Source organism: Streptomyces sp. NRRL B-24484, from assembly GCF_000717715.1.
Lineage (GTDB): Bacteria > Actinomycetota > Actinomycetes > Streptomycetales > Streptomycetaceae > Kitasatospora.
This window is the reverse complement of the sequence record NZ_JOAI01000023.1, coordinates 36,830-54,487: the sequence shown is the minus strand read 5'-3', so window position 1 is coordinate 54,487 and position 17,658 is coordinate 36,830. Positions and strand designations below refer to the sequence as shown.

The following is a 17,658-nucleotide window of genomic DNA, read 5'->3' as shown; positions in this document are numbered from 1 at the left end:
ATGCTGCAGCAAAGCGCCCTTAGAGGGCGGCGGTGGCAACACCCTCGCGCCAATCCGATGAATATGCGCCGTCACGGCACTAGGCCGCCCCGGACCGGCGTCGATTTCCCTTCGTTCGAACCCGTGTTTCGGCGCTACCTCGACCGAGCGGCTCCCGACGAATCGTCCGGAGGCGATGCACTTGCCCGACCTGCTCGACGGGCTCGCCCGTTACCTGCAGGCTGCCGGCCTGCTCACCTACGACCCCACCGGCACCCGCGGCGACACGTTCATCGAGACACTGCCGCAGTCACCCGACCGAGCAGTGCAGCTCTCCCTCTACGGCGCCGGCGAACCCGACGCCGCGAACCCCTGGGACGAGCGGTCGCTGCAGGTCCGCGTGCGCGGCACCGCTGACCCCCGCATCTCCCGGACCCGCGCCGAAGCGATCTACGCAGCGCTGCACGGACTCGCCGGCATCGAACTCCCGGGCGGGGCATGGCTCGTGCTGTGCATCGCGCAGCAGACCCCCTACCCGCTCGGCGTCGACGCCACCGGCCGGCACGAGCACACCACGAACTACCGCCTCGACATCGAGGGACCCAACCGACCTACCTAGGAGGTGACTTGTGGCCACCACTGCCCGCCCCATCGACGCACGAGGCTGGATCTTCGAGGCGCAGGACATCACAGCCGCCACCGAGACGTGGCTGCGAATCGGCATGCTCACCAGCTTCACGCACAACCCTGGTGAGAACGAGGAGACCGAAGAGACGACCTCGTTCGACGATGAGGGCTACTACAACCAGGACGTCATGCAGCGCGGCGCGACGATCGAGCTCGAATCTCGTTACGCCGCGGACAAGACCGGCGTACAGGACCCGGGACAGCACTACATCGACGCCGTGTGGGCGAACCGGCTCGGCGTCGACTCGCACAACCCCGTGCGCTGGCGCCACCGGACACAGACGACATGGGTCGTGTGGGACGCCACCGTGACCCCCGGCGAGCAGGGAGGCGGCGTCAACGAGAAGACGAGTTGGTCGGCGACCATCACCCGGTGCGGCAAGCCCACCACGGCGGCCGTGAGCGGGGGTGGCTCGTGACCCACCCCGACGAGCTGCTCGACCTCGACGAGCACGACCAGGTCGACGGCGCCGCGCCGGACGTCGCGGACTTCGACGCGTTCTTTGCCGAACAGACCCGGCAGGCCGGCGCCGTCCTGCGCCTGTACGGGCGCGAGTACCACCTGCCCGACTCGCTGCCGATCATGTTCGCGCTGCAGATGGAGCGGCTCCAGCACTCGGAGAACCCCGACGACGTCCGCACCATGCTGCGCACCCTGGTTGGCGAGGATGCCCTCGACTTCTGGGCCGAGCACGGCATGACCGACCGGCAGCTCGGCATCGTGCTGATCTGGACCGCGGCCAACGTCCGCCGGCCCGGCAGCCTCACCATGGAGCGCGCGGCCGAGCTGCACGACGAGCAGTCCGCGACCAAGGCCGCGGGAAAAGCCCCTGCGCCGGCCCCGAACCGGGCAGCGCGGCGCGGGAAGAGCAAGGGTCGGGCGGGCTCTGGTCGGCGGTCCTGACGCACTGGGCCGCGGTCGAGTCGGATCTCGCCCGCACCTACCACCTGACCGCCGAGCAGATCGCCGGATTGACCGAGCGTCGGTTCGTGGTGCTGCTCGGCGGACTCGACGAGCAAAGCCGCTTTCGGGAGCTGTGGGCCCGCACGCCCCGACTCGTCGACGACCCCGCGGACATCGCAGCGATCACCGGGCTGTCACCCAACGGCTAGGCATCACCGGCTGCATCAGGTCGAATACCACGGCTTCGCTGGTTCGAGTCATCCGGCGCAGGTTGCGCTCGGCAAGGGGGTGAGCAGCCGTGGCTCTGACCGTGGGCGAGCTGCTCGCCGTGATCGACGTCGACGACTCCGGCGCCGAGCAGGGCCTGCACCGGGTCGAGGCCGGCATCCGCCGAACAGCCGGGGTCGTCGAGGACGAGGCGCGCCGCGGCGGCCGGCAGGCCGGGCGCGAGCTCGGCGAGGGCATCGCCGACGAGTCCGAGCACGGCGCCGACAAGGCCGGCGCCGGCATCGCCGACGCGCTCGGCAAGGTCAAGGGGCTGATCATCGGCGGCGCGATCGGCGCCGCGGTCATGGCCGGCCTGCACGAGGCGATCGACCAGGACAAGCAGTCCGACCTACTCGCCGCCAAGGTGGGCGCCTCCCCGCAGCAGGCCGCCGAGCTTGGCAAGGCGGCAGGCGCCCTGTACTCCAAGGGCTACACCGACTCTGTCGAGGCCGCGAACGAGTCACTCAAAGCTCTGTGGCAGCAGGGGCTCGTACCGGCCGACGCAACGTCCGAGCAGCTGACCAAGGTGGGCGGACGACTGCAGCAGGTCGCCGACATCATGGGCGAGGACGTCGGCCCGACCGCGAACGCGGTCGGGCAGATGCTCAAAACGGGAATGGCGAAGAACGCCGACGAGGCATTCGACATTCTCGTGCGCGGCACTCAGATCGGCGCCAATAAAGCCGAGGATCTGCTCGACACATTCAACGAATACCCCGTGCAGTTTCGGGATCTCGGCATCGACGGCAAGCAAGCCATGGGCCTAATCCAACAGGGATTGCAGGCCGGCGCACGCGACGCCGATATCGTCGCCGATGCATTCAAAGAACTCAACATCCGAGTTAAGGACGGCAGCGCGGCGGACGGGCTCAAAGCTCTTGGGTTGAACGCCGACCAGATGGCCACGGCTTTCAACAAGGGCGGGCCGGCCGCGAATGCTGCGCTTGATCAGATCATGGACCGGCTACGGCAGGTCAAGGACCCGACCGAGCGATCGAAGCTGTCGTTCCAGATGCTAGGAACTCAGGCCGAAGACCTGTCGCAAGCCCTTTTTTCCATGGACCCCTCAGCCGCGGTCGCCGGCCTGGGCGCCGTCGACGGCGCCGCCGCCAAGGCCGGCGACACGATGCGCGACAACGCCTCGACCAAGCTCACCGAGTTCACGCGCGGGCTACAGCAGGGGCTCGTCGAGGTGCTCGGCTCCAAGGTCGTGCCCGCGCTGCTCGTAGCCGCGAACTGGGTCGGCACGCTGGCCGGCAAGTTCGGCACGGCTGCCGCGTTCGTGCGCGAGCACGGGCTCGCGTTCTCGATCGTGGCCGGCGTGATCACGGCCGTTCTGCTGCCGACCCTGATCGCGCTTGCCGTGCAGGGCACGACCACCGCGGCTACCGCGGTTGTCGGGTGGGCTACCCAGTCAGCCGCAGCCGTCCGCACGGCAGCGACCTACCTCGTCACCAACGCCGAGATGGTCGCCGGGTGGGTGGCGCAGGGTGTCGCGGCCGGCGCCGCCGCGGTGCGGGTCGTCGCCTCCTGGGTGCTCATGGGCACACAGAGCCTGTTGCAGGCCGCCCGCATGGCTGCTGCGTGGGTGCTTGCCATGGGCCCGGTCGGCTGGATCATCGCCGCGGTGGTCGCCCTAGTCGCGCTCGTGGTGGCCAACTGGGACACGATCCGCAACGCGACGGCCGCAGCCTGGGATTGGATCTGGTCCAAGATCAAGGCTGTCGCCGGATTCCTCGTCGACATCTTCATGAATTTCACACTCCCCGGACTCCTGATCAAGCACTGGGATTCCATCAAGTCGGGAGCCGTGACCGCATGGAATGCCGTAATCGATTTCGTAAAGGCGATCCCGCAGCAGCTCATCAACTTCTTTCTAAACTGGACTTTGGTCGGCCTGATCATCAAGCATTGGGACTCGATCAAATCCGGCGTGGTTGATAAAGCAACGGGCCTGATCGACTATGTACGCGGGCTGCCAGGCCGGATCGCGGACGGAATCGGAAACCTGAGCTCTCTCCTGCTCGACAAGGGCCGCGACGTCGTGCGCGGCCTGTGGGAGGGAATTCAGTCCATGGGCTCTTGGCTGCGAAACACCCTGATGGGCTGGGCCAAGAACCTGATTCCGGGGCCGATCGCGAAGGCTCTCGGCATCCACTCGCCGTCGCGGGTCATGGCGCGCGACATCGGCCGCTGGATTCCCGCCGGCATCATCTCGGGGATCGAGGGCGGGCAGGGCGCGCTCGCCCGCACCATGCGCGACCTGGTCGACGTCCCCGACACTCCCGCGCTGTCCGCGGTCGCCCGCCCGGTGCCAACTCCCCGGCCTGCGCTTGCCGTTGCAGGCGCAGCGCCGTTCGGTGCGGCCGGCGGGCCTCTCGTGCACATCGACAACTGGCACGCCGCGGCGGACCAGTCAGCCGATCAGACCGCCGCCGCGCTCGCGTGGCAGATGAAGGGACGGGGGTGGTGATCAGTGCCTGCCGGCGACAAGGTCACCGCCCCCGGTCACGTCCAGTTCGGCGACCTGCTGCTCGGCCCGGGCACCCCGTACCGGTGGCGCACGATCGCCGGATGGGAAGACACACCCGGGCTCGACTCCGGCACGATCAACCGCCCGGCCGCGCACGGCGCTTACCCCGGTGAGCTGTGGGCGCAGCCGCGGACGATCACGCTCGACGGGATCACGATCCGCTCGCCCGCGGACCAGATCGGCGCCACCGTTCGGCAGCTCGCCGCCGGCACCGCGCTGAGCACCGACGAGCAGCCGCTCGTCGTCCAGCTCGACGAGCGCGGCCCGTTGATGGTGTTCGCCCGGTGCCTGCGCCGCGCGATCCCGGTCGGCAAGGGCTACCGGGTGGGCACCATCACGGGCGCGGCGCTGCAGTGGGAGGCGAGCGACCCGCGCCGGTACTCGCTCGCCGAGCAGAGCGCCGAGACCGGCCTGCCGCGGGACGAGGCCGGCCTCGACTGGCACGTCTCCCCGTCCGGCCCGGTGCAGGTCCTGCCCGCCCTGCAGGCCGCAGGGCAGACGCCGCTCACCGCGTGGTGGGCGCTGCAGGGGCTCACCCTGGGCAGCACCGCCGGCGCCGCAACGGTCACCGTCACCGCCGCAACGTCCAACCTGCCGGCACAGGTGGCGTGGGTCGGGCCGGCCGGCGGCACGAGTGCGTTCCCGGTCCGGCCGGGCGACAGCGTCACGTTCCGGGCGCTGCAGCTGCCGGCCGGCGCCGAGGTCAACATCGAGTGGTCGAGCGCCGCCGGTGACTACCTCTCGACGACGTACGGGCAGAGCGCGGATCAGGTGTCCGGCGCCGCTCCGGCGAACGCCGCCTACGTGCGGCCGATCATGGAATGGGACGCGATCCCGACGCCGGCAACCGTGCCGATCGGCGCCTCGACGCTCACCGTCCCGAGCCCCTACAGCGAGAGCCTGCTTTCGCTCGACCTGGGCACGGCCGGCTCGACCGGCACCCTCACCGCGTACAACGCCGGCAACGCAGACGCCCCCGCGCAGCTCGCCATCCGCGGGCCGATCTCCGGTCCGACGCTCACCGACATGACCACCGGCCGCACCTGGTCGTACGACATCGAGCTCGCCGCCGGCGACGAGCTGCTCGTCGACTCCGCGGCCGGCACGGTCACGCTCGGCGGCGCCTCCCGGCTCTACACCGCCACCAGCACCAGCGCGCCCGAACAACTGCTCGTCATCCCGCCCGGAGTCCGCGAGTTCGCGTTTCGTGCCGCGCCCGACACCCCGACCGATCCCGCCGCCCGCGCCGTCCTGCGCTGGAGGCACGCCTACTGGTAAGGAGGCACCCGCCTTGACCGTGCGCGCCGCCTGGCTGCCACCGGCCGGCCAGACCCGGGCCGACACCCGCGCCGCCCCCACCGGCACCATGACCCCCGCCGGCCCCCTCACCACCGCCCCCGGCATCATCCCCGGCGGCAACCCCCTCGCCCTCACCGGCACCGCCGGCCTGCAGGCGCAGCTCGACGTCGGCCGCGCCATCGTGCAGGGCACCACCGCGCAGGGCGCCTACTCCGTCGTTGTGACCGTGCCCGAGGTGCTCACCTTCACCCCCGGACACGCGCAGTACGACCGGCTCGACCTGGTCGTGCTCCGCGTGTACGACACCCTGTTCGACTCGACCGGCAAGAGCCTGGCCGTGGTCGAGATCGTGCCCGGCCTGCCGGCCGCGGCCCCGCAGCCGCCGGCGACACCGGCCTGCTCGCTCCCCCTCTGGCAGGTCCGCGTACCGGTCGGCGCGTCCGCGATCACCTGGGCCTCGGCGCTCACCGACCTACGGGCCTACACGGTGGCGGCCGGCGGCATCCGCCCGGACGCCAGCACGACCCCGGGCGCCTACGTCGGGCAGCTTCGCGACACCGGAGCCCGGATCGAACGCTGGTCCGGTACCGCGTGGGTGCCCTACCCGGCCGCGCTCGGCGGGATCGCACCGAGCACCCTCGCCGCTGGCTCCTACATCGGCCAGTGGCGAGACGGCGCGAACGGCCCCGAACGGTGGAACGGCTCGGCCTGGCAGCCCTTCGGGGCGTGGACCGCCTACACCCCGACGTGGACCGCCACCACCACGAACCCGATCCTCGGAAACGGCACGCTCGTCACCCGGTACTCCCGCGTCGGCAAAACGATCACCTACGTGGGCACGCTGCGGGCCGGCACCACCACCAACGGCGGCAACGGCGTCTGGAACATGACCCTGCCCGTGCAGGCCGCCAACAACGGCATCACCGTCCAAGGACCCTGCTCGTACGTGGCGTTCGGCAGCAACAACTACATCGGAAACGCCGCCATCGCCCCCGGCGCAACGGCCGTCGGATTCACGGTCAAGACCGCGACCAACGCCGCTCAGTACGACAACGTCAGCAACACGGTTCCCGTCGCGACGTCGTCCGTCATCGGCCTGAGCTGGGCCATCACGTACGAGAGCGTGTGAGGGGGCCGCTTGCGCACCCCGTACCGCGTACTGATCTGCGACCTGCGGTCCGATCAGCTGCTCGACGTCCTACCGCTGTGGGATGTCTCCTTCGACGAGTTCCTCGGGAAGACCGGGACCCTGTCGGCCGCAGTGCGGCTCACCGATCGGCAGCTCGCCGCCCGCGCCCGCGAAAGCCTGATCCCGGGGCGCACCGCGCTGTGGGTCGAGCGCGGCGCCGACCTGTGGTGGGGCGGCATCCTGTGGACCACCCACCGGAGCAGCGACGCCCGCGGGTACTCGGCGCTGCAGCTGCAGGCTGCCACCTGGGACAGCTACCTCGCCCGCCGGATGCTGTACGACTCCCAAATCGCCACCGGGATCGATCAGTTCGACATCGTCCGGGACCTGATCGACTACGCCGCGGCGCAGCCCGGCGGAGACATCGGCATCGAGTACGACACCGCCCTGTCCGGCGTCACCCGCGACCGCAGCTACTCGCGGTTCGACCTGCCGATCATCCGCGATCTGATCGACCAACTCGCCAAGGTCGAGAACGGTTTCGAGTGGCGGATCACCTCGAATCGTGACCCGGCGACCGGCCGCAGGATCAAACTGCTGCAGTTCGGATCACCGGTGATCCGGGCCGGCGCCCGGGACATCGTGATGACTCACCCGGGCCCGATCCTGTCCTACGCCTGGCCCACCGACGCGACCGGGCAGGCGAACGCCTGGCAGAGCCGCGGCTCGTCGACCAACCGGAATCAGACCGTCGCCTCGACGCCGCTCATGTCGCAGCTGCTCGACTACCCCGACGACGTCGCGGCCGGTTGGCCCCGGCTCGACGGCAGCTCGGACTACACCACGGTCGAGGTGCAGGAAACCCTCGACGCGCACGCCCGGGCCGACGCCGCCGCGCGGCTACGCCCGGCCAGCGTCCCCGAGATCACCGTGCGCCTGGACGGACAGATCACTCCCGCCCTACTCGGCGCGACCATCCGAGTCCGGATCACCGACCTGTGGTGGCCCGAGGGCATGACCGGCCGCTACCGGATCGTCGGCTGGTCCGTCACCCCACCCCAACGAGGCCGGCCAGAGTCGGCCAAATTGCTATTGGAGGCTGCCTAGTGGCTGCGATCCCGCAGGATCTGCTCGACCGAATCCGCACCCTCGAACGGACCGTGCGCGAGCTCGCCGGCCGTGGTCAGACCCGGCCCGCGCTCGACCAGATCCAGCACGGGCAGGTCGTCATCGCCGAGGGCGGCACCCTAACCGTGCAGGACGGGGACGGCACCAAGGTTCTGCACATCGGAGGTGTGCAGCCCAACCACACCGACGGCACCCCGCAGTACGGGATGCTCGTGCGCCGCGAAGACGGCACCCTCGCCCTGTCCATGTGGACCGGCGGGCCCGAGCCGCAGGGCATCGACATCTGGGACTCACGAGGGAAGGTCATCTTCTCCGAGGACCGGGTCGCCGGCGGGCTCGCCCGCCCCTACCTCTCCACCCCGCTCTACCCGACCAACAACCTCGACCAGTACGGCTGGACCGACTCCAGCACCCCCTACGAGCTCTGGGCCGGCTCCCACGTCCGGCACCACCCGAAACTCTTCGTATCCGGCTACCTGCAGGCTGACGCCGGCACCGTCGGGGCCTGCCAGGTCTACATCAACGACGACCCGTGGGGCGACGTCCACCAGACCAACGGCGGGTGGGACTACTGGAGCGACGGGGCAAAGCCGTGCCCCGGCAACTACATGCAGTACGTCGACATCTCGATCCGCGCATGGCGCGTGTCCGGCACCGGCCGCGTCCGGGTCTGCCCCGACGCCGCAATCGGCCAGCAGTCCTAGCCGGCCGCCACCAACCCCCAACCACCACAGCCCCCGAGCCCCCCGGCTCGGGGGCTTTCGCATGTCTGGAGACAACCACCGTGGCACGTATGCCCGGCGCCGCCTGGCGCCCCGTGATCAACCGAACCCCTTCCGGCCGCACGGAGCAGCGCGGCCTCGTCCTGCACGTGCAGGACGGCCGCAACAGCCCGTATGGCTGGTTCAACGACGAGGACTCGGAGGCTTCGTCCGACTTCTGGGTGAGCACCTCCGGCCGCATCGAGCAGTACGTCGACACCGGGTCCGACCGCGCATGGGCGCAGGGCGCCGGCAACCGCGCGTACGCCTCGGTCGAGACCGAGGGCTACCCCGACGAGCCGCTCACCGACGCGCAGATCGAGGGCGTCGCGCAGATCTACGCCTGGGGCGCCCGCCTGTGGGGCTGGCCCCTGCAGGTCATCGACTCCACCACCGGCCGCGGCCTCACCTTCCACGGGGCCGGCGGTGCAGCGTGGGGCGGACACCCGGACTGCCCGGGCGAGATCCGCAAGGCGCAGCGCGGCGCGATCATCGCCCGCGCCGCCGAGCTGCTCGGCAAGCCCACCCCCGCGCAGCCGAGCCCGCCGGCGTCGAGCTACCCGTCGTGGCCCGGCCGGTACATCTCCCTGCGCTCCCCGTTCATGCGCGGCGACGACGTCCGTCAGTGGCAGCAGCGCATGCGCGACCGCGGGTGGCGCATCGACGTCGACGGCGTGTTCGGCCCGCAGTCCGCCGGCGTAGCCCACGCCTTCCAGGCCGAGAAGGGGCTCGACCCGGATTCGATCCTCGGGCCGGCCACCTGGGCTGCCGCGTGGACCGCGCCCCTCACCTGACACCAACCGAGAGGAAACGATTCCCCATGACCGACGCCACCCGGCGCACCATCCGCACCGGTCTGCAGACCCTGCTCGGTCTGCTCGCCGCCCTCCCTCTGCTCGTCGACACCGCCGGCGTCCCGCACGCCCTGCCCGGCGTCGCCGTCGCGCTCACCGTCGCCGGCGCCGTCACTCGCGTGATGGCGCTTCCCGTCGTCGAGCAGCTGCTGCCCGCGTGGCTGCGCACCCCGCCGCCGAAGGAGGACACCGACCAGTGACCGACGCGACGACCGGCGTCGACCACCTCGACGCCCTCGTGCTGTGGTGCGGCGCCGTCGTCGCCATCGCCGGCCCGGCCGGCCTGCTCTGGCGCGCCACCCGCGGCGCGCACCGGCTCGCCCGCAAGGTCGAGGACTTCGTCGACGACTGGGCCGGCACCGACGAGCACCCCGGCGTCATGGCCCGGCTCGACCGGATCGAGCACAAGCTCGGCACCGTCGAGCACGAGCTGCACCCCAACTCGGGCGGAAGCTTGCGTGATGCGGTCGACCGCGTCGACCAGCGCACCGCCCGCCACCTCGACCCCCCGTAGACACAACTGCGCCCCCGTACCGGCCCTGCGGCCGGTATGGGGGCGCCTTCGTCGTTCTCCAAGTCACAGCCCTACGGCAGGCTACGAAGCATTGCGATCAGCGGCGGCGCATCTGGTGACGGCCGTACCTCGTTGATTGCCTCGTACCCCCACGACTCGTACAGGGCCAGCACCTTGCCGTCGCCGGCAGCAGGGTTGACCATGAGCGTCACGCGCTTCTCGGTCCGCCCAGTGACCAGCTCGTCATGAATCCGGCGGGCCAGGCCAGTGCCGCGCCACGGGATACGGACGCCGATCTCTTTCAGCGCGAGCGTGGGGGTACTGGTGATCTCAGCGGGCAGAGGCTTAGCCATGCGAGTCCACCATCGGTCGCCACCTTCGATGGTATTGCCGTAGGCGTACCCGGCCGGCTGGCCCTGATCGTATGCAAATACGACCTCGAAACCTGGCTCGCTTGCGTGCCGGTCGACGCGCTCGGCGAAGGTCTCGACCGCGTAGTTGGGCAGGTGGAGAAGTGGCGCGCGGACATCGGAGTACACGTCAATGAGCGTCTGTCGCGCGGGATGGGCCAAGTCGTAGTAGTGGCGCAGCTCGATTCCGGTCATGCGGTAGTCCTCCGGGCCTCGCGGGTGTAGTCGTCCCACACTCGGGTGTGACCACTTCCCGGGGCAAGGGCATGGAGCTGGGTACCGAACCGGTCGAGCATTCCCGCAACGCGCGGATGGCGGGCCAGGCTGGCCGGGATATCCACTGCGGTGGCGACTGCCGGCTCGACGTCCTCTTGGCCAAGCTGGGCGCGAGCGAGTCGGGCACGAGTAATGGCGCGGCTGCGCTGCATGTGGGGCCGGAGCAGGGCCAGGCTTCGGTGGGCGTGCGCCTCAGCATCAGCGTGCCGGCCTAGTGCCAGGTGAGCGGCAAGAGCAAGCGATTCCAGCTCGGCCTGATCGTAATGAGCGGTTATCCAGACCGGCCGTGATGCCTGCGGGTCTGCTCGGTCCAGGGCGGCTTGGGCACGTCCGATTAGACGCTGAACGGCGTTGGCGTCGCCGGTCAGTCCGAGAATGGCCGCATGCCTCGCGTGCCCCAGGGAGGCAAACAGCGGGTCTCGGCGGCCGATTGGCAGCCCCCTGGCCACATCGTTCGCGGCGAGGGCATCGGAAGGGCGGCCCATGTGACGGTACAGGCTGCCCGCGTGGGACCAGATCCGGAACTGGATGGTGGAGTCACCAGACATAGCAGCCAGAGCAGCCGCTTTCTGGTGGTGCTGCAGTGCGGCATCGAAGCGACGTCCGTCGATGGCCGCCCACATCGCGCTGGACATGAACGCTGCCGCACAGGCGTAGAGGCCCGAGCGGACCCGCTGCCCCGCCGATCCGCTCCGTTGGAGAGCCAAGGCTTCATCGGCGAGTGCGGCAGCCTGGGCCTCAATGCTGGCTCGTCCGCCATGCCTGTGGTCGCTAGCGATCACGTCGGCGAATCGGGCATTGAGCCGCTCGATATCCGCAGTGCCGATCCGATGCTGCCCGCCTGCAGGGGGCGCCGTGGCAGCGAGGGCCGCGCCCCCAAGGGCAGTGATGAAGCTGCGACGCTTCACAGGCATCTCCGGGGGTGTCTGGCTGGCCTTGGCCGGCGGGATGAATCCGAGGTCTGGACCTGTACACCCAAATACTGCCCGGAGTGCGGCGCGGATCTTGGCGGGCGGCCAACGCGTCTTGCCTGACAGCCAGTTGTAGACCGTTCGCTCTGATACCGTGCCCGGCTTCCCCGTGAGCTCCTGGATCGCTTCGTTCACCAGTCGCACTAAGTCTGCCTGCGTGAGGCCGAGATCGTCCATGTGCCGGCGGAGTGCAGCGTTGTCACCCATGAGCCGACCGTAGCGTCGCGATCACCTGCCGTGCAGGGGGCTACGTAATGAGATGGTCAAGTTTTCCGGTGGCGAGCAAGCACGCAGCAACGACATTTTCCTGACGCACGAGCCGCTGACGGTCGTTCACTTGTCGAGCCGCCCGGACGAAAGGGCCGTGGAACCGGTGCTGTCGGGAGCCACCGGGCGGCGCACTGGAAGCGATGTCCGCCCTGCGCCCCCGTCGGGGCGGCATCGCAGGGCCGTCGATCTGGAGGACTGCATGGTTGTCGCTCGCGTCACAAGCGGCATCGAGCCGCCGCTCGGCAATGCCGCGGTGGCCAGTGCGACGACGGTATGCGGTTCTACCTCGGAGAGGGTTCACCAACGGCGCCCCCGGCCCACTGCGAAGACGGCAATCTCGCAGTGCCGGGAGCCTGAGCCGGGGCCTGAGACTGTGCGACCGGCCGCGCCGGCACCCGCCACGGCCTTTCTCCCCTACAGACCCGAATCCGTCCGTGCGGCACGGCACTTAGTTCGGAACAAGCTTGATGAGTGGGGCTTGGCCGAGTTGGTCGACGCGGCCGAGCTGATCGTGTCCGAGCTCGCGACAAACGCCGCCAAGACCGGCTGTCAGCGCCGTATGGGTGTTGCCGTGCGCCGCATCACTGACGACACCGTTCGCATCATGGTTCGCGACGGCTCACGCTCGCTGCCGGTCATGGTCACCGCGGGCCCGACCGACACCTCTGGGCGCGGCATGGGCCTAGTGCACCGCCTCACCCAAGGTCACTGGGGAGTGACACCCGAGGCTCTCGGCAAGACCGTTCACGCCGACCTGCGGATACGGCCGGCAAAGAGCCGCGCCACCTCTGAGACTCCGCCCGATGCCAGCCCCTAGGCACACCGGCCGGGCGGTCCCGGTACTGCGCGCGCCTCCCGGGACGCGGCTTGGTACCAACCTGCTCCATCCGTCTGACCAACCGGCCGGACGGCACTACCAACCCTGATGGAGGGAACGTGTCCAAGCAGAACCTGTACGAGCTGCCGCTCGACGGTGCGGTCTTCGAGCTGCAGTGCGGCGGCAACCTCGGCAGCGAGAACGAGTCGTGCGTCGACCTCGCCGCCATCCCCGGCGCGGAGGAGGGCTTCGTCCTGCGCGACAGCAAGACGGAGGGAGCCGGCCGAGAGGTGCGGTACGAGGGCGCCGAGCTCGACGCCTTCGCCGTCAACTGGGTCAGGTCCCGGGGACTGACGGTCTGACGACCTAGGCTGACCCACCCCTGAAACACGGACGCGCTTGCTCCAAGGTGTAGTTGGAGCAGGCGCGTCCGCTTCCTGGAGGATAACCCGTGGACTTCTCCGGCCACTGGCACGGGTACGGCCCCTGGATCGGCACCAGCGCGCTGTATCACACCGAGTACCTTCGCCGTCCGCAGCCAATCGACCCCGCCACCCTCAAGAGCCCCAAGGGGCAGGCGTTCGATGCAGAGCACTACAAACCGTTCGAGCAGCGCACCATCCCGCCCATGTTCACCGGTCACTACCTGCTGCGGCGCCCCGCAGATCTCGCCGACAGGACGTGGAAGGACCCGGACTCGGCGGTGGAATGGCTCGCCGGCATCTACCGGCGGTACCTCCCCGCACCGCGCTTCGACGGTGGCGCCGTCGACTGCGGGCTCGACGCCAAGACCCACCATGCCCGGACGGCTATCGCTCACGGCACGGACTCGGTGTGGTGCTACTACATCACCGGCGACCGGCTGATCAGCTACGCCGTGATCTCGTGCCCGAACCTTCCTCTCCACCCAGAGATTCCATGCCCGCTCGGATGAAGGAGACAGCCTCATGTCCCTCTCGGCACTGATGGGCTCCGCCGCAGAGTCTCTACTCCGCGGCTGCCCCACCGAGCCGCAGCTCTACCGCCGTATCGGGTCCGAGCTGGACGAGCGGATCACGCTCCGACTCATGGACAGTCACATTGATCACGGCCTGCTGAACCCGGCCGCAACCGCCGCGGTCAAGGACGGCCGGGCCGTCCACCCGGGGCGGTTCTCGAAGGACGGACAGATGAAGCCCGGACGGCTCCGTGAGCTGTTCAACGACGGGCACACGGTCAACCTGCGGGAGCTGCAACGCAGCGTGCCGTACCTCGCCGAGTTGTGCCGCGCGATTCAGGACGAGACCGGGTACTCGCTGTATGTCTCGGCTATCGTCACCCCCGCAGGCAGGCAGGGGCTTCGGCACCACTGGGACCAGTTCACAGCCGTGGTCACGCAGATGCACGGCCGTAAGCGGTGGCCGATCTGGCGTCCGGAGGTCGAGTTGCCCGTCGATGACTTCCTGGACTCCCCGGTCATGTGGACGCAGGACATGCAAGACCGGTGGGACACCACCGAGCCTTACGCAGAGTATGAGTTGGAGCCTGGCGACACGCTCGTGCTCCCGCGGGGCTGGGTGCACAGCCCCTACTGCGTCGGTGATGACACGAGCCTGCACCTCACGTTCGCGCTGCGGGAACGGACAGTGCTCGACCTCGCGCGAGAGCTGGTCCATACCGCCCTGGCACAGCGAGAGTTCCGCGTCGGAGTGGCTCCGAGCAGGCTGGCCGGCGGCGCGTTGCCGACCACCCTCGACGAGGTTCGGACGGCGCTGGTGTCGCACCTGGGCCGCGTGGATCTTGGCGAGACCGCAGAGACGGTGCGTGCTGCACTGCTGGCCTAGTCCTCGACCATGACCACCCCCGCGCTTCGGCCCCGTCCCGCTGTTGATCCGGCCGGGCGGGGCCGCGGTATCTCAGTTCGGCCGCTGGTCCGGCGGGACGACCGCAGACCCCTTGCCCCATCGAGTGGTGATCAGCCCGGCCTCTTGCAGCACGCCCAAGGCTCGGCGAACGGTCATTCGGGCCATGCCGAATCGGGCAGTCAACTGCGTCTCGGACGGAAACGACGTGCCGTCGTCGTAGCGCCCCGCACGAATCTCGTCGGCCAGCTCTCGGGCCGCCTCCATATACGGCGGTACGCGCCGCGGACGATCACCGGAGGTCTCAGACATGGCAGCAGCCTACGGAGCGCGCTTCCGCGCATCCACTTAGACGAGTAGACGTGTAGACAACTTAGACAAGTGGCGACTACGGTCGAACTCGCCAACAAAAAAGCCCCCGGAAGCCGATTAGGGCCGGCCCCGGGGGTCGCAGTCGACAGCTTTAGGGAGCTGCCAACTATGTCTGACCTTACATTCTGGGCCTGGTTCTACACATGCGCCGGCAGCCTGGTCCTCGCATTCGCTGTGGCTCTGTTCCTCAGCAGCGGGACGGATGCCCCCACCGGACGTCACCGTGCAGGCGCCCCCCGCCCCATCCGGGTCGAGCTGGACGGCCTCCGCGCGCCCTCCTACAGCCGCCGCGAGCGAGTGCCGTTCCCGGTCGCCACCCCCGGACCGGTCCCGGCGCCCGCACGCCTGCCCGAGCCGGAACGGACTCCGCCCGTCAGCCCCACCCTGCAGGAAGTCACCGCGGATGCCATCGAGCGCGAACAGCGCGCACACCGGGCACCGAAGCTCGACCCTGCAGTGCTGCCCCGACCCGCCACCGTCCGGGTAGTCCCGCTGTGGGTCCGCCGATGGGAAGCAGACGCCGAGGCACAACGGCAGGCCGCCCGCCTCGCCGCCCTGTGGGCGATCGCCGAGGGGCTGCCCGATCCCGGGTACAGCTACCCCGGTGCGCACCGCCTCGTCGGGGCGGTGGCGTGATGACCGTGCACTGCGCCCGCTGCGGCGCTGAGACGTCCGACCCCGTCCCCACCGGGTGCGTCGAACGCCAGAGCGGCCCGCCGTTCGTTCGATGGCTCTGCCGGCCGTGCGCAGGCTCCCAGAGCCACTAACGCCCCAGCACCCGGCCCCACCAGCACAGCGCCGCCCGCTTCGGCCACCCCTTCGGCCGAAGCGGACGGCGCTTCGCGTTGCTGGGTCACTCCGGACGGTCGAGTACCCACGCCGAGGTGTGCTGCTTGAAGCCAACCCGCGGGTAGTAGTTGACGGCGGCCGGCGCGGCAAGAAGAACAACGCTCGCCAGTGGCGCGGCCTCGCGCGTGGCTTCGATCAGGGCTCGGCCTACGCCCTGGCGCTGATACGCCCGGTCGACCGCAAGATCAGACAGGTACGTCGCGTAGACGCCATCGGTCAGCGATCGGGCGATACCGATGAGGCGGCCCTCGTGGCGGGCCGTGACGATCAGGTTCGCTTGCCTGACCATGGCCGCGAAACGCTCGACGTCCTCGACCGGCCGGCGCTCGGCAAGGGTCGAGGCGCGGTAGAGCTCGGCCACCTCCGCGACGTCGAGCTCAGCCCCGACGACAACCTCGCACTTCCACATGAGCTACCACCCTTCCTTCGGAGCCTCGACGACGCTTCGGCCGCCTTGGATGCGGCCGAACCTACCTGGTCAGCTCATCGCAAAGATTCGCCGCAGCCGGTCTGACCAGGCAGAACGGCACGTCGGCCAACAAGGGCAGGCGGGAACCGTTGTTGAGCGTTGCGGCCCGCACGCCAGCCCGATAACGTGCGTCTCTAAACGAGGACTACGAAGCTGCTGCTGCTCACCCACGCCTTCGAGGAACTCGGCATGGGCCGCGTCACCTGGAAGACCGACCACCTCAACGAGCGCTCGCAGAACGCGATCCGCCGCCTCGGCGCCCGGTACGAGGGCACCCTGCGCCGCCACCGCCGCCGGCCGGACGGCAGCTGGCGCGACAGCGTCTACTTCTCGATGCTCCACGACGAGTGGCCCGCGGCGAAGGCCCGGCTGACGGAGCGGCTGGCCGCGGGCTGAGCCGCCGCCCGCGGCAACGGCAGCGGCCGGCACCCCGGTGGTCGGGGTGCCGGCCGCGTGCGGGCCGCTCGGGCGGCGGCTCAGGCGATCGACGCGGCGACGATGGCGGCGACCGACAGGTTGCAGGCGGCGGTCACCCAGACCGCCGGGTGCGGCTCGGGGTCGACCAGCACCTCGCCGAGCTTGCCCGGGGTCAGCAGGTCCACCAGCCAGAACGCGGCGGCCATCAGCACCAGGCCGAGCAGGCCGAAGAGCGCGGTCGCGGCCAGGCCCTTCGCGAACTCGTCGTAGGTGTACATGATCGCGGTGAAGACGATCCCGCCGATGCCGATCAGCGCGGAGCTGAGCACCACGGCGGCGTTCCGGTTGCGCTCCAGCCAGATCTGCCGGCCGAGCTTGCCCGGCGTCAGGGCGTCGACCAGGCCCACGCCGAGCAGCAGCAGCACCAGGCCGACGGCGCCGTAGGCGGCGGCCACGCCGAGGCCGTGGACGATGTCGTTCATGCTGCTCCCCCAGGGCGGAGTGCCACGCCAGGTGCCACCCGAAGTGTCAAGGACCGGCAAAAGATATCCCATGGTTCCGGCGCTGGGGAGCCTTAAGTACCATCACCCGTCATGACGCAGACCGACCCCTCCTCCGCCCGCCGCCGCTCGGGCGTCGTCGCCCTCGGCATGGTGGGGACGCTGGCACTGGCCCTCACCGGCTGCTCCTCGTCCGGCGGCAGCGCGCCCCGGCGCTGCGTCGACCCGGGCACCCTCAAGGTGCTCGACGACCACTCCTGCTCCACGGGCACCACCGCGGCCGCCGGCCGCTGGTACTACTGCGGTTCCGGCTCGCTGAACGCCGCCGGCGGCACCTTCGACAAGGCCGCCACCAAGCGCGGGGGCTTCGGCTGCCCGAGCGGCAGCTCCGGTTCGGGCGGGGGCTGACCG

The 17,658-nt window shown here is 69.9% G+C and carries 23 protein-coding genes and 1 pseudogene; 19 read left to right on the top strand and 5 right to left on the bottom strand.

Features of this window, described 5'->3' with window-relative positions:
- Positions 1–175: 175 nt before the first annotated feature.
- The 12 genes from IE98_RS0121245 (at position 176) to IE98_RS0121185 (ending at position 10,055) form a co-directional block, all read left to right on the top strand.
- Positions 176–598 carry a minor capsid protein gene (locus tag IE98_RS0121245; RefSeq protein ID WP_030271191.1) on the top strand — a complete coding sequence of 141 codons (423 nt, stop codon included), beginning with the start codon at positions 176–178 and terminating at the stop codon, positions 596–598.
- Positions 599–608: 10 nt separating this feature from the next.
- Complete coding sequence (locus tag IE98_RS0121240; protein WP_030271189.1) at positions 609–1,085, top strand: phage tail tube protein; 477 nt, start codon at positions 609–611, stop codon at positions 1,083–1,085.
- On the top strand, positions 1,082–1,570 hold the full coding sequence (locus IE98_RS0121235; RefSeq protein ID WP_106976652.1) for a hypothetical protein: 489 nt from the start codon (positions 1,082–1,084) through the stop codon (positions 1,568–1,570). The genes IE98_RS0121240 and IE98_RS0121235 overlap by 4 nt, the downstream gene beginning before the upstream one ends.
- Before the next feature lie 86 nt (positions 1,571–1,656).
- Positions 1,657–1,779, top strand: coding sequence for a hypothetical protein (locus IE98_RS52000; RefSeq protein ID WP_267882357.1), 123 nt, complete (start codon positions 1,657–1,659; stop codon positions 1,777–1,779).
- Between the two features lie 89 nt (positions 1,780–1,868).
- Complete coding sequence (locus tag IE98_RS0121225; RefSeq protein ID WP_030271185.1) at positions 1,869–4,310, top strand: phage tail tape measure protein; 2,442 nt, start codon at positions 1,869–1,871, stop codon at positions 4,308–4,310.
- 3 nt (positions 4,311–4,313) lie between these two features.
- Positions 4,314–5,648 (top strand): phage tail family protein, encoded by a 1,335-nt coding sequence (locus IE98_RS44850; RefSeq protein ID WP_052390768.1) that lies wholly within the window; start codon positions 4,314–4,316, stop codon positions 5,646–5,648.
- Positions 5,649–5,661: 13 nt separating this feature from the next.
- Positions 5,662–6,798, top strand: coding sequence for a hypothetical protein (locus IE98_RS0121210; RefSeq protein ID WP_052390767.1), 1,137 nt, complete (start codon positions 5,662–5,664; stop codon positions 6,796–6,798).
- Between the two features lie 9 nt (positions 6,799–6,807).
- Positions 6,808–7,905, top strand: a complete 1,098-nt coding sequence (locus IE98_RS0121205) for a hypothetical protein (protein WP_030271182.1) — start codon at positions 6,808–6,810, stop codon at positions 7,903–7,905.
- Positions 7,905–8,630: a hypothetical protein gene (locus tag IE98_RS0121200; RefSeq protein ID WP_052390766.1), complete on the top strand. Its 726-nt coding sequence runs from the start codon at positions 7,905–7,907 to the stop codon at positions 8,628–8,630. The genes IE98_RS0121205 and IE98_RS0121200 overlap by 1 nt, the downstream gene beginning before the upstream one ends.
- Positions 8,631–8,719: 89 nt before the next feature.
- Positions 8,720–9,481, top strand: a complete 762-nt coding sequence (locus tag IE98_RS44845) for an N-acetylmuramoyl-L-alanine amidase (RefSeq protein WP_052390765.1) — start codon at positions 8,720–8,722, stop codon at positions 9,479–9,481.
- Between the two features lie 26 nt (positions 9,482–9,507).
- On the top strand, positions 9,508–9,741 hold the full coding sequence (locus tag IE98_RS0121190; protein ID WP_030271176.1) for a hypothetical protein: 234 nt from the start codon (positions 9,508–9,510) through the stop codon (positions 9,739–9,741).
- Complete coding sequence (locus IE98_RS0121185; protein ID WP_030271174.1) at positions 9,738–10,055, top strand: hypothetical protein; 318 nt, start codon at positions 9,738–9,740, stop codon at positions 10,053–10,055. Before IE98_RS0121190 ends, IE98_RS0121185 begins: the two co-directional genes overlap by 4 nt.
- A 71-nt stretch (positions 10,056–10,126) precedes the next feature.
- Here the strand turns inward: IE98_RS0121185 and IE98_RS0121180 are convergent, their stop codons facing one another.
- On the bottom strand, positions 10,127–10,660 hold the full coding sequence (locus IE98_RS0121180) for an acetyltransferase (RefSeq protein ID WP_030271172.1): 534 nt from the start codon (positions 10,658–10,660) through the stop codon (positions 10,127–10,129).
- Positions 10,657–11,919 (bottom strand): helix-turn-helix domain-containing protein, encoded by a 1,263-nt coding sequence (locus IE98_RS42810; protein WP_030271170.1) that lies wholly within the window; start codon positions 11,917–11,919, stop codon positions 10,657–10,659. The genes IE98_RS0121180 and IE98_RS42810 overlap by 4 nt, the downstream gene beginning before the upstream one ends.
- A gap of 52 nt (positions 11,920–11,971) precedes the next feature.
- Here IE98_RS42810 and IE98_RS48135 point away from each other — a divergent pair, with 52 nt between their 5' ends.
- From IE98_RS48135 to IE98_RS0121155, 4 genes are all read left to right on the top strand, one after another.
- Entirely contained in the window at positions 11,972–12,799 is an 828-nt protein-coding gene (locus tag IE98_RS48135) for an ATP-binding protein (protein ID WP_106976651.1), read from the top strand.
- Positions 12,800–12,918: 119 nt separating this feature from the next.
- Positions 12,919–13,161, top strand: coding sequence for a DUF397 domain-containing protein (locus tag IE98_RS0121165; RefSeq protein ID WP_030271166.1), 243 nt, complete (start codon positions 12,919–12,921; stop codon positions 13,159–13,161).
- A gap of 89 nt (positions 13,162–13,250) precedes the next feature.
- Entirely contained in the window at positions 13,251–13,733 is a 483-nt protein-coding gene (locus tag IE98_RS0121160) for a hypothetical protein (RefSeq protein WP_052390763.1), read from the top strand.
- Between the two features lie 13 nt (positions 13,734–13,746).
- On the top strand, positions 13,747–14,622 hold the full coding sequence (locus IE98_RS0121155; RefSeq protein ID WP_030271162.1) for a JmjC domain-containing protein: 876 nt from the start codon (positions 13,747–13,749) through the stop codon (positions 14,620–14,622).
- A gap of 72 nt (positions 14,623–14,694) precedes the next feature.
- On the opposite strand, the gene IE98_RS0121150 is transcribed toward IE98_RS0121155, so the two are convergent.
- Positions 14,695–14,952, bottom strand: coding sequence for a GntR family transcriptional regulator (locus IE98_RS0121150; RefSeq protein ID WP_078661181.1), 258 nt, complete (start codon positions 14,950–14,952; stop codon positions 14,695–14,697).
- Positions 14,953–15,120: 168 nt separating this feature from the next.
- Here IE98_RS0121150 and IE98_RS42800 point away from each other — a divergent pair, with 168 nt between their 5' ends.
- Entirely contained in the window at positions 15,121–15,648 is a 528-nt protein-coding gene (locus IE98_RS42800; RefSeq protein WP_043174726.1) for a hypothetical protein, read from the top strand.
- A 217-nt stretch (positions 15,649–15,865) separates the two neighbouring features.
- Here the strand turns inward: IE98_RS42800 and IE98_RS0121140 are convergent, their stop codons facing one another.
- Entirely contained in the window at positions 15,866–16,270 is a 405-nt protein-coding gene (locus IE98_RS0121140; RefSeq protein ID WP_030271158.1) for a GNAT family N-acetyltransferase, read from the bottom strand.
- Between the two features lie 207 nt (positions 16,271–16,477).
- On the opposite strand from IE98_RS0121140, the pseudogene IE98_RS0121135 reads away from it, so the two are divergent.
- Positions 16,478–16,726: pseudogene (locus IE98_RS0121135) on the top strand (GNAT family N-acetyltransferase); the annotation flags it as partial.
- Between the two features lie 80 nt (positions 16,727–16,806).
- On the opposite strand, the gene IE98_RS0121130 reads toward IE98_RS0121135, so the two are convergent.
- Entirely contained in the window at positions 16,807–17,229 is a 423-nt protein-coding gene (locus tag IE98_RS0121130) for a DUF350 domain-containing protein (RefSeq protein ID WP_030271153.1), read from the bottom strand.
- Between the two features lie 111 nt (positions 17,230–17,340).
- Here IE98_RS0121130 and IE98_RS0121125 point away from each other — a divergent pair, with 111 nt between their 5' ends.
- Positions 17,341–17,655, top strand: a complete 315-nt coding sequence (locus IE98_RS0121125) for a hypothetical protein (protein ID WP_030271150.1) — start codon at positions 17,341–17,343, stop codon at positions 17,653–17,655.
- Positions 17,656–17,658 lie beyond the last annotated feature (3 nt).

Bases quoted from the DNA above. Each gene is read 5' to 3' on its own strand.
- IE98_RS0121245 (WP_030271191.1), top strand. From the start codon at position 176: ATGCACTTGCCCGACCTGCTCGACGGGCTCGCCCGTTACCTGCAGGCT.
- IE98_RS44845 (WP_052390765.1), top strand. From the start codon at position 8,720: ATGCCCGGCGCCGCCTGGCGCCCCGTGATCAACCGAACCCCTTCCGGC.
- IE98_RS0121190 (WP_030271176.1), top strand. From the start codon at position 9,508: ATGACCGACGCCACCCGGCGCACCATCCGCACCGGTCTGCAGACCCTG.
- IE98_RS0121180 (WP_030271172.1), bottom strand. From the start codon at position 10,660: ATGACCGGAATCGAGCTGCGCCACTACTACGACTTGGCCCATCCCGCG.
- IE98_RS42810 (WP_030271170.1), bottom strand. From the start codon at position 11,919: ATGGGTGACAACGCTGCACTCCGCCGGCACATGGACGATCTCGGCCTC.
- IE98_RS48135 (WP_106976651.1), top strand. From the start codon at position 11,972: ATGGTCAAGTTTTCCGGTGGCGAGCAAGCACGCAGCAACGACATTTTC.
- IE98_RS0121155 (WP_030271162.1), top strand. From the start codon at position 13,747: ATGTCCCTCTCGGCACTGATGGGCTCCGCCGCAGAGTCTCTACTCCGC.
- IE98_RS0121150 (WP_078661181.1), bottom strand. From the start codon at position 14,952: ATGTCTGAGACCTCCGGTGATCGTCCGCGGCGCGTACCGCCGTATATG.
- IE98_RS42800 (WP_043174726.1), top strand. From the start codon at position 15,121: ATGTCTGACCTTACATTCTGGGCCTGGTTCTACACATGCGCCGGCAGC.
- IE98_RS0121140 (WP_030271158.1), bottom strand. From the start codon at position 16,270: ATGTGGAAGTGCGAGGTTGTCGTCGGGGCTGAGCTCGACGTCGCGGAG.
- IE98_RS0121130 (WP_030271153.1), bottom strand. From the start codon at position 17,229: ATGAACGACATCGTCCACGGCCTCGGCGTGGCCGCCGCCTACGGCGCC.
- IE98_RS0121125 (WP_030271150.1), top strand. From the start codon at position 17,341: ATGACGCAGACCGACCCCTCCTCCGCCCGCCGCCGCTCGGGCGTCGTC.